Genomic DNA, 13421 nt, shown 5'->3' with positions numbered 1-13421 from the left:
TTTGTGACGACCGGCATCCTCCGACATCTGGAAGGTCATCATGAAAAAGATCGGATTCCTCTCCTTCGGCCACTGGACGCCCTCGCCCCAGTCGCAGACCCGCTCGGCTGCGGACACGCTGCTGCAATCGATCGACCTCGCCGTCGCGGCGGAAGAACTGGGAGCCGACGGCGCCTATTTCCGCGTGCATCATTTCGCCCGCCAGCTTGCCTCGCCCTTCCCGCTTCTGGCCGCCGTCGGCGCCCGCACGAAAAAGATCGAAATCGGCACCGGCGTCATCGACATGCGTTATGAAAACCCGTTCTACATGGCCGAGGATGCCGGTTCGGCCGACCTCATCGCCGGCGGACGCCTGCAGCTCGGCATCAGCCGCGGCTCGCCGGAACAGGTGATCGATGGCTGGCGTTATTTCGGTTACCGTCCGGCCGAAGGCCAGAGCGAAGAAGACATGGCGCGTCAGCACACCGAAGTCTTCCTCGAACTTCTGAAGGGCGAAGGTTTCGCTGAGCCGAACCCGCGTCCGATGTTCCCGAACCCGCCCGGCTTGCTGCGGCTGGAACCGCATTCCGAAGGGCTGCGCGAGCGCATCTGGTGGGGTTCGAGTTCCAATGCAACGGCGGTGTGGGCGGCAAAGCTTGGCATGAACCTGCAAAGCTCCACCTTGAAGACGGACGAAACGGGCGAGCCTTTCCATGTCCAGCAGGCGCAGCAGATCCGCACCTTCCGGGAAGCCTGGAAGGAAGCCGGACATGCCCGCGAGCCGCGTGTATCGGTCAGCCGCAGCATCTTCGCCCTCGTCAACGATCGCGACCGGTCGTATTTCGGTTACGGCAACGAAGGTGATGACAAGATCGGCTACATCGACGACAAGACACGTGCGATCTTCGGGCGCAGCTATGCCGCCGAGCCGGAGCAGCTGATTGAACAGCTGAAGGCCGACGAAGCCATCGCCGAGGCCGACACGCTGCTCCTGACCGTGCCGAACCAGCTGGGCGTCGATTACAACGCCCATGTGATCGAGACGATCCTCAAGCAGGTAGCGCCGGCACTCGGCTGGCGCTAAATTTGGAAAAATTGCATCATCCACACTCCGTCACCCCGGACTTGATCCGGGGTCCAGCGCGATCAAGTCTTTGATCGCGAAAGACTCTTTTCACGGCGCAGACGCGCCGTGGCTGGATGCCGGATCTAGTCCGGCATGACGGAGGACGGGCTTTCCCTCCCTTAAAATCCGGGCTGTATACCGCTGCTCATTTTACCGATTTGCCATAGCGGGCAAAGCTTTCAGCCAGAGGCGTGGTGCTGGCGCCGGGGTGTTCCGGGCGCTTGTAAACACCGTCACGGACATGGATCGGTTCTTCGAAATGATCTTTGATCCACGGAATATATTCGAGAATGGTCGATGCCGGGTGCCAGTAGCTCAGATGCACATGCACCTGGCTCATTTCGCCGGCATGCGGCACCACCGGCAGGCGATGGGCGAGCGCGAGATCGGCAACCTGGATATATTCGGTTATGCCGCCGAGCCGGGTCACATCCGGCTGGACATAGGCCACCGCGCCGGCATCGATGAATGAGCGGAACGCATCCACCGTGTAGAGCTGCTCCCCGAGCGCAATCGGAATGGACGTATTGCGCGCCAGCCGCGCGTGGCTCGTCACATCGTCATACCACAACGGCTCCTCGAACCAGTAGATATCCAGATCCTTCGCCGCCGCGCAGAAACGCTGGCAGGTCGGCAAATCCCATTTGCCGTTGCCGTCAATGGCGATGCGAATGGACGAACCGACACGCTTGCGGACGGCGGCAAGGCGGGCGATATCGATAGTCGGATCATCATGCCCTACCTTGATCTTCAGGCGGGTGAAGCCGTCTTCCTCCACCGCCCTCATGCTGCCCGCCAGCAAATCCTCCAGCGTGAAGGAAAGCCAGCCTATATCGGTATTGTAAGCTTCCACCGCCGCTGTGCGCGCGCCGCCGAGATATTGCCAGAGCGGCACGCCCGCCTTTTTCGCCTTCAGGTCCCAGAGCGCCACGTCGATCGCGGCCAGCGCCAGATGCGTGATGCCGGCGCGGCCAACCCATTGCAGCGAGGGATAACGGGCAAGTTTCGTCCACAGCCTTGAATGCTCCGACGCATCCTCTCCCACCAGCAAGGACGCATAACAATCGCTGATGCAGGATGTGATCAGCCTGTCCGACGGCAGATGCGCATGGGTGCCGGTGAAACCATAGCCCTCAAGGCCGTCACTGGTGGTGATCTTCGCGCCGACGACGCCCCAATGGGTGATGCTGTGGGTGGAATCGGAAATGGACTCCGAGGTCAGCGGCAGGTGCAGGATGAAAGGTTCGACGGCGGTAATTTTCATGATCGGTCAGTCCTCGATGCTGATTGCTTCCGGGGAGGAACAGACGCCACCGCCCCGCGATCAGAGATCGCGCGGATGGCTTTCGGGAATTTGCAGGCCACCCTCCTCCAGCAGCCCGCTTCCGCTGGCAGATAGAGCTAAAGGAAAATCGGCTTTTGTAAAATAAAAAATTTTTTATTTTTAATATTCAGCCATTGCCTGTCCCGCGAAGCTGGGCAATGATGCAGCCATGAACACGCTGGTCAAAATCACGCTCGCCGAACAGGCGCATCAGGAACTGCGCGCACGCATCGTCAGCGGCAGATTGCGCGGCGGCGAACGCCTGTTGCCCAATGAGCTTGCCGCCGATCTCGGCATCAGCCCCACACCGGTGAAAGAAGCCTGCCTGAAACTCGAAGCTGACGGGTTGGTGGTCAATTCCTCCCGGCGCGGCATGGTGGTGCGCGATTTCACGGTGGAGGATGTGGAAGAACTTTACGCCGCCAGAATGCTGCTCGAAAAAGGCGCGGTGGAAGTGGCTTTCGACGCCGGCCAACTGGATGGAGCGCTGCACGCGGAACTTCTGGAAAGCCTGACGAAACATCGTGAATTCGCCAAGGGCTCGACGCTGGACGAATTGTCGAAAGCGCTTTTTTACGATCGCAGCTTCCATACGACTCTTGTTTCGGCGGCGCGCATTCCCGTCATTTCCGGCTCGCATGGGCGCATTCTCGACCAGACCCACACGGTTTTCGTCTCGATCCTCGGCGATTACGCCCGCTCGGTCGAGGAACACCAGAATATCGCCGACGCCATTGCCGCCGGCAGCAAGGTCCAGATCATCGATGCCCTGTGGCGGCATCTCGAGCGCAGCCGGCAGAATACGCTGCGCCAGGTCCGGCTGCTCAAAGAGGCCGGTGTCTGATCCATTCAAAAGACAAGGGGAGGAACTGACATGCGCGAAAACCCGAGCGTCGCAATTCCATCGGCGCGAGCCGCGACCATCTCGCTCCGTACGGGGATTTCGCGTCGATGACAGACCGGCTTTCCGCTGCAACCCTGCCCCGCCTGCCGCAAACAGTAGCAACACCCGCCTATGAGCGTGAGAAGATCACGCCCGGCATCGTGCATCTCGGCGTCGGCGCCTTTCACCGGGCGCATCAGGCGGTTTTCATCGATGATTGCCTTAACCGCGGTGAGACGCAATGGGGCATCGTCGCCGCGTCGCTGCGCAGTCCGGACACACGCGACGCCATCGAACCGCAGGACAATCTCTACACCTTTTGCCTGCGTGATGGCCAAAGCGAGCGCCTGCGCATCATCGGCTCCATTCTGGAAACCATCGTTGCCCCGGAAGACCCCGAACGGCTGGTGGAGCGGATGGCCGATCCGCGCGTTCTCATCGTCACCCTGACCGTGACAGAGAAGGGCTACCTGACCAATCTCGCCTCCCGCAGCCTGCTGCGCGAACACCCTGATATCGTCCATGATCTCGAAAACCCGGACAGGCCGCGTTCCATCTTCGGCTTCATCCTTGCGGCCACGCGGCGCAGGCGCAAAGAGGGTTCTCGGCCCCTGGCGCTGCTGTCCTGCGACAACCTGCCCGCCAACGGCCATGTGTTGCAAAAGCTGCTGCTGGAATTCGCCAACCTTGCGGATAAGGAACTGGCCTCCTTCATCGAAGCCAATATTGCCTGCCCCTGCTCAATGGTGGATCGGATCGTTCCCGCCACCACGGATGCGGACCGGGATGCGATTTCGGTCGCACTCGGCTTGCGTGATGCGTGGCCGGTCGTTGCCGAACCCTATTTCCGTTTCGTCATAGAAGACCACTTTCCTCATGGAAGGCCGGCGCTCGAGAAATCAGGCGTGGAATTTGTCGGCAATGTCGAACCGTACGAACATATGAAGCTCCGAATGCTGAACGGTTCTCATAGCGCCATTGCCGCCATTGGCCAGATTGCCGGCCTTGCGACGGTGGCCGATGCCTGGGGTGAAAAGACCGTGCGCGATTTCATCGACGCCTATTGGCGCGAGGTCGGCCGGACGCTGGACCCTGTCGTCGATGGTGCGGAATTCGCAGCCGGCCTGCGGGAACGTTTCGCCAATCCCTCTCTGCAGCACAAGACCATGCAGATCGCCTCCGACGCTTCGCAGAAGGTGCCGCTGCGTATTCTTGCGCCCTTACGCGAATTGCTGGAGGAAAACGCCGGAAGCGGCGCTGTCATTTTTGCCGTGGCCCTCTGGATCAGGTCATGCGCGGACAGGAACGAAAAGGGAGAGCCGATCACGATTCTCGATCCGGCCTTCAGGGAGTGGGATGCGCCGGATCAGCTGGCAATGGCACCGGACGATGTTATCGACCGCTTTCTCGCGTTCAAACGCACGTTCGGCGATGATCTGCCCGGCAATGAAACCTTCGTCTCGAACCTGAAAGCCGCCTATCGCAACGTCAGGGAACTTGGCGCACTCGCCGCCATCGGCATATTTTTGAAGTCCTGAAAGACGAACAGGCCGGAAATCCGGCCTGTTCTCAACTTTGGCGTCTCGCGTTTAAGCCGTCGCGGCCTGCCGTGCCGCCTTGCGGCGCTCCACGCGGGCGCGGATGGCGTCGGCATCCGTGATCGGTGTCGCGGCAAAAAGCTGGCGCGTATAGGGGTGCTTCGGGTTGGCGAAAAGTTCCTCGCGCGTGCCCTGCTCCACTGCCTCGCCCTTGGAAATGACCAGCACGTCATCGGCGATGTAGCGCACCACAGAAAGATCGTGGCTGACAAAAACATAGGTCAGTTCGAATTCTTCCTGCAGATCTCGGAGCAGGTTCAGCACCTGCGCCTGCACCGAAAGATCGAGCGCGGAGACCGGTTCATCCAGCACCAGCAGCGCCGGGTTCAGCATCAGTGCGCGCGCGATGGCGATACGCTGGCGCTGGCCGCCCGAGAACATGTGCGGATAGCGGTTGAAATGCTCAGGACCGAGGCCAACCTTCACCAGCATGGCTTCGGCGCGCTCGCGGCGCTCGGAAGCCGGCATTTTCGTGTTGATGAGCAGCGGCTCCATCAGCACATCACCCACTTTCTGGCGCGGGTTGAGGCTGCCATAGGGGTTCTGGAACACCATCTGCACCTTGGAGCGCATGACCGTATCGGGGCGGCGCTTGGCGATATCGACCGGCTTGCCTTCGATCTTGAGTTCACCGCCGGATGCCGGGTCGATCAGCGCGATGATGCGGGCAAGCGTCGACTTGCCCGAACCGGACTCACCGACGATGGCGAGCGTCTTGCCGCGCTCGACGGCAAAATCGATGCCTTTGAGGGCCTGAACCGTCTTGGCGCCGCCAAAGATGCCGCCGGGAACGTGATAATGGCGGGTAATGCCCTTGCCTTCGACAACGATACTCATTGAACGCCCTCCTTGCCGAAGAAATCGGAAACCGTGGGCAGACGGTCGCCGGTGGCATTTTCCGGCAGGGCCGAAAGCAGTGCCTTGGTATAGGGATGCTGCGGGGCCTCGAACAGGCTTAAGACATCCGCCTCCTCCATCTTGCGGCCCTTATATTGCACGACGACGCGATCCGCGGTTTCCGCCACGACGCCCATGTCGTGGGTGATGAGGATCAGCGCCATGCCATATTCCGTCTGCAGATTCATCAGGAGATCGAGGATCTGCTTCTGGATCGTCACGTCGAGCGCGGTGGTCGGCTCGTCGGCGATCAGCAGGCGCGGCTTGGAGGCGATCGCAATCGCTATCATCACGCGCTGGCACTGGCCACCCGACATCTGGTGCGGATAAGCCTTGAGCTTGGTTTCCGGCTCGGGAATACCCACGGCACGAAACAGTTCCAGAGCCCGGGCACGCGCGGCAGCGCCGCTCATGCCGAGATTGAGGCGCAGAACCTCCTCGATCTGGAAACCGACCGTAAATGACGGGTTGAGCGAGGCGACCGGCTCCTGGAAGATCATGGTGATCTCGCGGCCGATCAGCTTGCGGCGCTCCTGCGGCGACATGGCGAGCAGGTTGATGCCGTCAAAGGTCATCTCATCGGCGGTGATCGTCGCCGTATCGGGCAGAAGCCCCATGACGGCGAGCATCGAAACCGACTTGCCGGAACCGGATTCGCCGACGATCGCCAGCACTTCGTGCTTGTCGACGGAGACATCGATCCCGTCGACGGCCGTGAAGGCGCCGGTGGCGGTGGCGAATTTGACGGTGAGGTTCTTGATTTTCAGCAGGCTCATTGCTCAGCTCCGCTTCAGTTTGGGATCGAGCGCATCGCGCAGGCCGTCACCCATGAGGTTGATGGCGAGCACCGAGATCAGGATCGTCAGGCCCGGAAGGGTGACAACCCACCAGGCGCGCAGGATGAATTCACGCGCTTCCGCCAGCATCGTGCCCCATTCGGAAGCGGGCGGCTGTGCACCCATGCCGAGGAAGCCGAGGGCTGCGGCATCGAGAACCGCAGACGAGAAGGAGAGCGTTGCCTGAACGATCAGCGGCGCAAGGCAGTTCGGCAGGATGGTCTTGAACATCAGCCGTAAATTGCCGGCGCCGGCCACGCGGGCGGCGGTGACATATTCGCGCCGGAGTTCGCTCATGACGGCAGCACGCGTCAGGCGGGCGAAATGCGGCTGGTAGACGATGGCAATGGCAATCATCGCATTGGTGAGCCCCGGCCCGAGGACCGCGACCAGGACCAGCGCCAGAAGCAGTGACGGAAACGCCAGAATGACGTCCATGACGCGCATGATGACGGTATCGACCCAGCCACCGAAAAAGCCGGCGACGAGACCGATAACGATGCCGCCGACAAGGGCGATGGAGACGACAACGACGCCGATGAACAGCGAATATTGTGCGCCATAGATCAGGCGGGACAGCATGTCGCGCCCGACCGCATCGGTGCCGAAGAAGAAGCCGGCACGACCGCCTTCCTGCCAGACCGGCGGGACGAGCAGCGCATCGCGATATTGCTGGGTCGGATCATGCGGCGCGATCAGGGGCGCAAAGACCGCGATGAGGACGAGGAGAATGAAGACGGCAAGGCCGATGACGGCGCCGCGGTTCTGACGGAAGTAGAACCAGAAATCGGCGATCATCCGGCGGCGGATGGCGGCGTCCGAAAGGCGGACGCCGGGGGTGGTGATCACATCGGTCATTTGTGACGGATCCTCGGATTGATGAGGCCATAGGTCAGATCGACAAGCAGGTTGACGACCATTACCAGACCCGCGATCAGAAGCAGGCCGCTCTGCACGACCGGATAGTCGCGGCGCGAGATGGAATCGATCATCCACTTGCCGATGCCCGGCCAGGAAAAGATGGTTTCGGTCAGGATGGCGCCAGCCATCAGCACGCCGATCTGGAGGCCGATGGTGGTGATGACCGGGATCATGGCGTTGCGAAGCGCATGGACGCCGACAACGCGGGCGGGCGACATGCCCTTGGCGCGTGCGGTCCGCACATAGTCCTCGCCCATGACTTCCAGCATGGCCGAGCGCGTCTGGCGGGCAATCACCGCCAGCGGAATGGTGGCAAGCACGACCGACGGCAGGATGAGATGCGAAAAGGCCGACAGGAAGGCGCCCTTCTGCCCCGAAATCAGGCTGTCGATCAGCATGAAACCGGTAACGGAGGGGAAGAAATACATCAGCGAAATGCGGCCCGACACCGGCGTCCATTGCAGGATGCCGGAGAACATGATGATCAGCAGCAGGCCCCACCAGAAGATCGGCATGGAGAAGCCGACGAGCGCGGTGGTCATGGAAATCTGGTCGAACCAGGAACCACGACGGATGGCGGCAATGACGCCGACCGGCACGCCGATCAATGTTGCGATGATGATTGCGACGAGACCAAGCTCGACCGTCGCGGGGAAGAGCGACAGGAACTCGGTGAGAACCGGCTTCTTGGTGACCAGCGAATTGCCGAGATCGCCCTGAAGCAGCCGTCCGAGGAAATGAAGATATTGCTGCCAGACGGGCTGGCTGAAGCCGAGCTGTTCGGCAAGCTGCGCATGCCGCTCAGGCGAAATGCCACGCTCGCCCGCCATCAACAGCACGGGATCGCCCGGCAGGACGCGCACGAAGGCGAAGGCGACGAAGGTAATCCCGAGAAATGTCGGAACGAGGTAGAGGAGTTTGCCGAGAATGAACCGGATCATGGTTTTTTCCTGAAAAGACGCGCGGAAGAACAGGGTCCTTCCGCGCGTCCGTTGTTTGGGATTATTCCGCGACGTCGACGTTTTCGAAGGTGAAGTCACCAAGCGGGCTCATGGTGAAGCCGGAAACCTTGGCGGACATCGGAACGAACTGCGTGGAGTGCGCAAGCGTCGCCCACGGAGCCTGTTCCTTGAAGATCACCTGCGCCTGCTCATAAAGCTTTGTGCGCTCGGCAACGTCAGTGGTCTGCTTTGCCTTGGAAAGCAGTTCGGAGAACTCCTTGTTGCACCACTGGGCACGGTTTGCACCGCCTTCACCGGTTGCAGCGCAGGAAAGCAGAACGCCCATGAAGTTGTCAGGGTCACCATTGTCGCCGGTCCAGCCGAGGATGACGGCACCGTCGCGGTTCACTTCAGTCGACTTCTTGAGGTATTCACCCCATTCGAAGGAGACGATCTCGGCCTTGACGCCGACCTTCGCGAAATCCGACTGGATCAGCTCGGCGGTGCGGCGGGCGTTCGGCATGTAGGGACGCTGAACCGGCATCGCCCAGATCTTCATCGTCAGATCCTTGACGCCAGCGGCTTCGAGAGCCTTCTTGGCTGCTTCCGGATCGTACGGATCGTCCTTGATGCTGTCGTTGTAGGACCACATTGTCGGCGGGATCGGGTTCTTGGCAACCGTGCCGGCGCCCTGGAACACGGCGTCGATGATCGCCTGCTTGTTCATCGCCATGTTCAGCGCCTTGCGGACTTCCGGCTTGTCGAAAGGCGCAACGGTCGTGTTGTAGGCGAAATAGGCGACGTTCAGACCGGGCTGCTCGTCGAGCTTGAGGTTCTTGTCGGCGCGGATGGTGGCCAGATCAGCCGGAGCCGGATAAGGCATCAGGTGGCATTCGCCGGCCTTCAGCTTCTGCAGGCGAACGGCGGCGTCAGGCGTGATCGCGAAGATCAGATCGTCGATCTTCGGAGCTTCGCCCCAGTAGTCGGCGTTCTTCTGGTAGCGGATGACCGCGTCCTTCTGATAGGCGACGAACTTGAACGGACCGGTGCCGATCGGCAGGTTGTTGAAGTCTTCCTTGGTGCCGGCCTTATCAAGCGTATCGGCATATTCCTTCGACACGATCGAAGCGAAAGGCATCGCGATATTGGCGAGGAAAGGCGCTTCCGGACGGGTCAGCACGAACTTGACGGTGTAATCGTCAACCTTGACGATTTCCTTGATCAGCGACGGCATTTCCATGGAGTTGTAATATTCGTAGGTGATGCCTGCGATATACTGGTTCCACGGGTTCTTCGCGTCGCCCTGGCGGTTGTAGCTGAAGATCACGTCGTCGGCGTTGAAATCGCGGCTCGGCGTGAACTTCTCGTTGGAGTGCCACTTCACACCCTTGCGCAGGTGGAACGTGTATTCGAGGCCATCGCTCGAAACATCCCATTTTTCAGCGAGACCGGGCTCAACTTCGGTCGTGCCCTTCTTGAACTCGGTCAGACGGTTGTAGACCGGATGCGCGGAAGCGTCGAAGGTGCCACCTGCGGTGTAGGGCGACGGATCGAAGCCTTCCGGCGATGCCTCGGAGCAATAAACGAAGGTCTTCGCCATGGCTGGCATGGCGGAAGCCATCGCAAGCGCAGAGGCGATAAGCAAACTGCGGGTCAGCGTTTTCATCTGGTGGTCCTTTCCCTCTTTTTCTGAGTTCCTGCGGCCCCTGGGGGCCTACCTCTTCTGGTCAGCGGCGACGCGGAGACCCGTGTCGCCGTTCGGTCTTTTGCCTCCCGACCAATTACCCGGCGACCGGCTGAAACAGCCGGTCGAGGTTCGTCTCCGGTGGACAGAACCAGCGCGGCCCCGCCTCCGTCATATAAGCAATATCCTCGAGACGGACGCCGCATTCGCCATAAACGCACAGCATCGGCTCGATGGAAAAACACATGCCCGGCTCAAGCGCCGTGGCATTTCCTGCAACGATATAGGGTTCTTCGTGAATATCCAGCCCAAGCCCGTGACCGGTGCGGTGCGGCAGGCCGGGAACCTGATAGTCCGGGCCAAAACCAGCCGCCTTGAGGCTTTCGCGCGCGGCCTTGTCGACATCCTGGCAGGCAGCGCCGAGGCTCGCAGCCGCAAAAGCCGCAGCCTGCGCGTCGCGTTCGGCGTTCCAGAGAAAGCGCTGACGCTCGGTCGGCTCACCGAAAACATAGGTGCGGGTGATATCGGAACGATAGCCATGAAGAATGCCGCCGAGATCGACCAGCACCATGTCACCTTCGTTCAGCGTCTGCGCATAGGGCACGCCATGCGGATAGGCCGTCGCCTCGCCGAACTGCACCGCCACGAAAAGCGGCTTCAGGCCCAGCGCAATATGGGCGGCGTTGACGAAATCGGCCACTTCGGTGGTGGAAATGCCGGGACGCAGGCCTTCGAACACGGCTTTCTGCACACCGTAGCTGGCGTCCATCGCGGTCTGGATGAGAGCGATTTCGGCCGCGGATTTGACCTGCCGCTGGGCAACGATCATCAGCTGGGCGGAAATGATCCGTCCTTCGAGACGCTGCATCAGGGCCGATGCGAAAACAAAGGGTGTTGCGGGATCGATGGCGACAAAATGACCGGGACAGGAAAGTGCGCCAATGCGTCCTGCCATCAGGTCGAAGGGACTTTCATCCTCTTCCCAGACGGCGACCTCACCCGGAATGCGGATGAGCGTCTGAAGCTTAGGCTCCTCGAAGGTCGGGCTGACATAGACCGGCGCACCCTCGGCAGGAACGAGAGCGCCATGAATGCGCTCGGAAAGGCCAAGCGACAGACCGGTATAATAGGTCAGCGACGATGATGCATCGAGCCAGACCGCCTTCACATTTTGCTGGATCATCCGCGCTTGCAGGCCACGTAGCCGCAATCTGAACTCGTCTTCAGCGATCGATGAAACCGCGATCGGCTGAAACCGCTTCAGCGCCTCTTGAAAGTCTGCCATTCTCTCCCCGCCGCTTTCGGGCCGCAGACACAAGCGTGCCGGCAACCTCCCAAGCGTTCTTTTGCTCATGCTTAAACACAGGGCGGGGGCTAGGCAATGGCCCGGCGGGGCGCGCCACCACAAAACTGTGCAAATTCATCTAGACATAACGAAAATGTGATCAACACACGCCCGATTTAAGCCCTCATTGCCTTGACGCAAAAAATCAAAATCCCCCCGGAAATCCAAGGGGAGTTTGCGGCCAGCCTTCAACACGGAGCGGGCACGCCAAAGGACGACGGCGAGAGGCAGTAAAGGAAAAGACGCCCAGAAAAGGAAAAAGCCTGCCGCGGGAGGAGGTGCGGCAGGCTTCAAACTTGATCGGTGATTGGGAGGAGGAGTACCACCGATCCACATCGAGCGACACTGGGAGGAGGAGTGCGTCGCTTCGATGATTTGATTATAGCGGTATCTGTGATTTTTAACAGAGCAAGTCTCGCAATGCAGCATTGCATTTCTGCATAGCTCCAGAATTCCTGCCCGGTTTTTCAGCACTCCCCCAAACCGTGAGAAATCAGCTTTCCCGATAGACCTGGAAACCGGCAAAGGACTGGTTGACCGGCATGAGTTCGAGGCTGTTGATGTTGATATGCTTGGGCTGCGAGGCGACCCAGTGGATAGTGTTGGCAATATCGTCCGCCGTGATCGGATTGACGCCCTTGTAGAGATTATCCGAGGCTTCCTGATTGCCGCCGGTGCGCACCAGCGTGAATTCCGTTTCGCACATGCCCGGTTCGATCGAGGTTACCCTGACGCCCTTGCCATGCAGGTCGGAACGCAGGCCGAGCGAGAATTGCCGCAGGAACGCTTTGGTACCGCCATACACATTGCCGCCCAGATAGGGGTAGTGCGCAGCAACAGACGAAAGGTTGATAACAATACCCTTGCGCTCGATCAGCGTCGGCAGCAGATGGTGGGTGACGTTCAGGAGACCAGTGATGTTGGTGTCCACCATGGTCTGCCAGTCTTTCAACGGCACCTGCGGCGCGGGCGCCGTGCCGAGTGCAAGGCCGGCATTGTTGACGAGAATGTCGATATCCCTGAATCCATCAGGCAAGCCGGCCAGCGCCTTTTTTGTCGCCTCCTCGTCGGTGATATCGAAGGCGACGCCATGAAAGGCGGAACCGAGTTCAGCCGAAAGCGCCTCCAGCCGTTCCGCCCGCCGGCCCGTGCCGATGACCTTCCAGCCTTCCTTGACGAAGCGCTGCGCCGTGGCCTGTCCGAAACCGGATGTCGCGCCGGTGATGAGGATGGTTCCGCTCATGATGATGCCTCCACTATATCAGTTCGTTCGGGGTCAATCGGTGTCAATAATTTTTCAGCCGCCGCCGTGAGGCAGCGTCTATAGGCGTCCAGATCCGTATACAGAGCGTCTTCCGGTGCATCGCCGACGATGATGATACCGCCGCGCCGCAAAATCCCGCCATGCAGCATCAGATTGTCGACCATGTCGAAATTCTCAATCGACAGCCCGTCCGGTCCGCGATAGCGGCCCGTTTCATCCAGGGTAGCAACGCCGCCATAATGCGCCTTGATACGGGTGAAATGATTGGCCGCGACATTGGTATAGGCGAAAACCGGCTTGCCCAGCGCGCACATGAAGCCCAGCTCGTAGCTCGTTCCCGTATCGGCGGCGATGCCGCGGAACGGCGTGAGATTAGCAATGATCGCGTCCGCTTCCAGCATCATCTGCTCATCGACGGCATTGATGTTGCAACCGTGGCCGATCCTGGTGTCCGCCGGCGGAATCTGCAGATCACCCGGCGAAAGCGGTATGAAACCGGCTTCCCGCGCCAGCGAGGCCTTGAGGTCGAGCATTTCACGCGCATTCGGGAGGAAGACTTCCGGGCCGGCGAGATAGATTTTCTTTGTCATCGGGAATTCATGCGATCTGTCAGGAAAGGATGT

Annotated in this window: 12 protein-coding genes; 3 read left to right on the top strand and 9 right to left on the bottom strand. The window is 60.3% G+C overall.

The window, feature by feature from the left end:
- Positions 1 to 40: 40 nt before the first annotated feature.
- Entirely contained in the window at positions 41 to 1063 is a 1023-nt protein-coding gene (locus tag V6R85_RS16685) for an LLM class flavin-dependent oxidoreductase (protein ID WP_003508682.1), read from the top strand.
- A gap of 187 nt (positions 1064 to 1250) precedes the next feature.
- Here V6R85_RS16685 and V6R85_RS16680 read toward each other — a convergent pair whose 3' ends face one another.
- On the bottom strand, positions 1251 to 2369 hold the full coding sequence (locus V6R85_RS16680) for a mandelate racemase/muconate lactonizing enzyme family protein (protein WP_111792984.1): 1119 nt from the start codon (positions 2367 to 2369) through the stop codon (positions 1251 to 1253).
- A gap of 229 nt (positions 2370 to 2598) precedes the next feature.
- Between V6R85_RS16680 and V6R85_RS16675 the strand changes: the two genes are divergently transcribed.
- Positions 2599 to 3273 carry a GntR family transcriptional regulator gene (locus V6R85_RS16675; protein ID WP_111792983.1) on the top strand — a complete coding sequence of 225 codons (675 nt, stop codon included), beginning with the start codon at positions 2599 to 2601 and terminating at the stop codon, positions 3271 to 3273.
- Between the two features lie 107 nt (positions 3274 to 3380).
- Complete coding sequence (locus tag V6R85_RS16670; RefSeq protein ID WP_111792982.1) at positions 3381 to 4850, top strand: mannitol dehydrogenase family protein; 1470 nt, start codon at positions 3381 to 3383, stop codon at positions 4848 to 4850.
- Positions 4851 to 4901: 51 nt separating this feature from the next.
- Here V6R85_RS16670 and V6R85_RS16665 read toward each other — a convergent pair whose 3' ends face one another.
- The 8 genes from V6R85_RS16665 to V6R85_RS16630 form a co-directional block, all read right to left on the bottom strand.
- On the bottom strand, positions 4902 to 5747 hold the full coding sequence (locus V6R85_RS16665) for an ATP-binding cassette domain-containing protein (RefSeq protein WP_003508678.1): 846 nt from the start codon (positions 5745 to 5747) through the stop codon (positions 4902 to 4904).
- Complete coding sequence (locus V6R85_RS16660; RefSeq protein WP_020813549.1) at positions 5744 to 6583, bottom strand: ABC transporter ATP-binding protein; 840 nt, start codon at positions 6581 to 6583, stop codon at positions 5744 to 5746. Before V6R85_RS16660 ends, V6R85_RS16665 begins: the two co-directional genes overlap by 4 nt.
- Positions 6584 to 6586: 3 nt before the next feature.
- Complete coding sequence (locus tag V6R85_RS16655; protein WP_003508674.1) at positions 6587 to 7501, bottom strand: ABC transporter permease subunit; 915 nt, start codon at positions 7499 to 7501, stop codon at positions 6587 to 6589.
- Entirely contained in the window at positions 7498 to 8505 is a 1008-nt protein-coding gene (locus tag V6R85_RS16650) for an ABC transporter permease subunit (RefSeq protein WP_003508673.1), read from the bottom strand. Before V6R85_RS16650 ends, V6R85_RS16655 begins: the two co-directional genes overlap by 4 nt.
- A gap of 61 nt (positions 8506 to 8566) precedes the next feature.
- Complete coding sequence (locus V6R85_RS16645) at positions 8567 to 10171, bottom strand: ABC transporter substrate-binding protein (RefSeq protein ID WP_111820664.1); 1605 nt, start codon at positions 10169 to 10171, stop codon at positions 8567 to 8569.
- A 115-nt stretch (positions 10172 to 10286) separates the two neighbouring features.
- Positions 10287 to 11474, bottom strand: a complete 1188-nt coding sequence (locus V6R85_RS16640; RefSeq protein WP_129565389.1) for a M24 family metallopeptidase — start codon at positions 11472 to 11474, stop codon at positions 10287 to 10289.
- 553 nt (positions 11475 to 12027) lie between these two features.
- Positions 12028 to 12777, bottom strand: coding sequence for an SDR family oxidoreductase (locus tag V6R85_RS16635; RefSeq protein ID WP_060723420.1), 750 nt, complete (start codon positions 12775 to 12777; stop codon positions 12028 to 12030).
- Positions 12774 to 13388 carry a nucleoside 2-deoxyribosyltransferase gene (locus tag V6R85_RS16630; protein ID WP_162686891.1) on the bottom strand — a complete coding sequence of 205 codons (615 nt, stop codon included), beginning with the start codon at positions 13386 to 13388 and terminating at the stop codon, positions 12774 to 12776. The genes V6R85_RS16635 and V6R85_RS16630 overlap by 4 nt, the downstream gene beginning before the upstream one ends.
- Positions 13389 to 13421 lie beyond the last annotated feature (33 nt).

The sequence above is a fragment of the Agrobacterium sp. CCNWLW32 genome, assembly GCF_037083425.1.
GTDB classification, from domain to species: domain Bacteria; phylum Pseudomonadota; class Alphaproteobacteria; order Rhizobiales; family Rhizobiaceae; genus Agrobacterium; species Agrobacterium radiobacter.
This window is presented reverse-complemented; position numbering and strand designations above follow the sequence as displayed.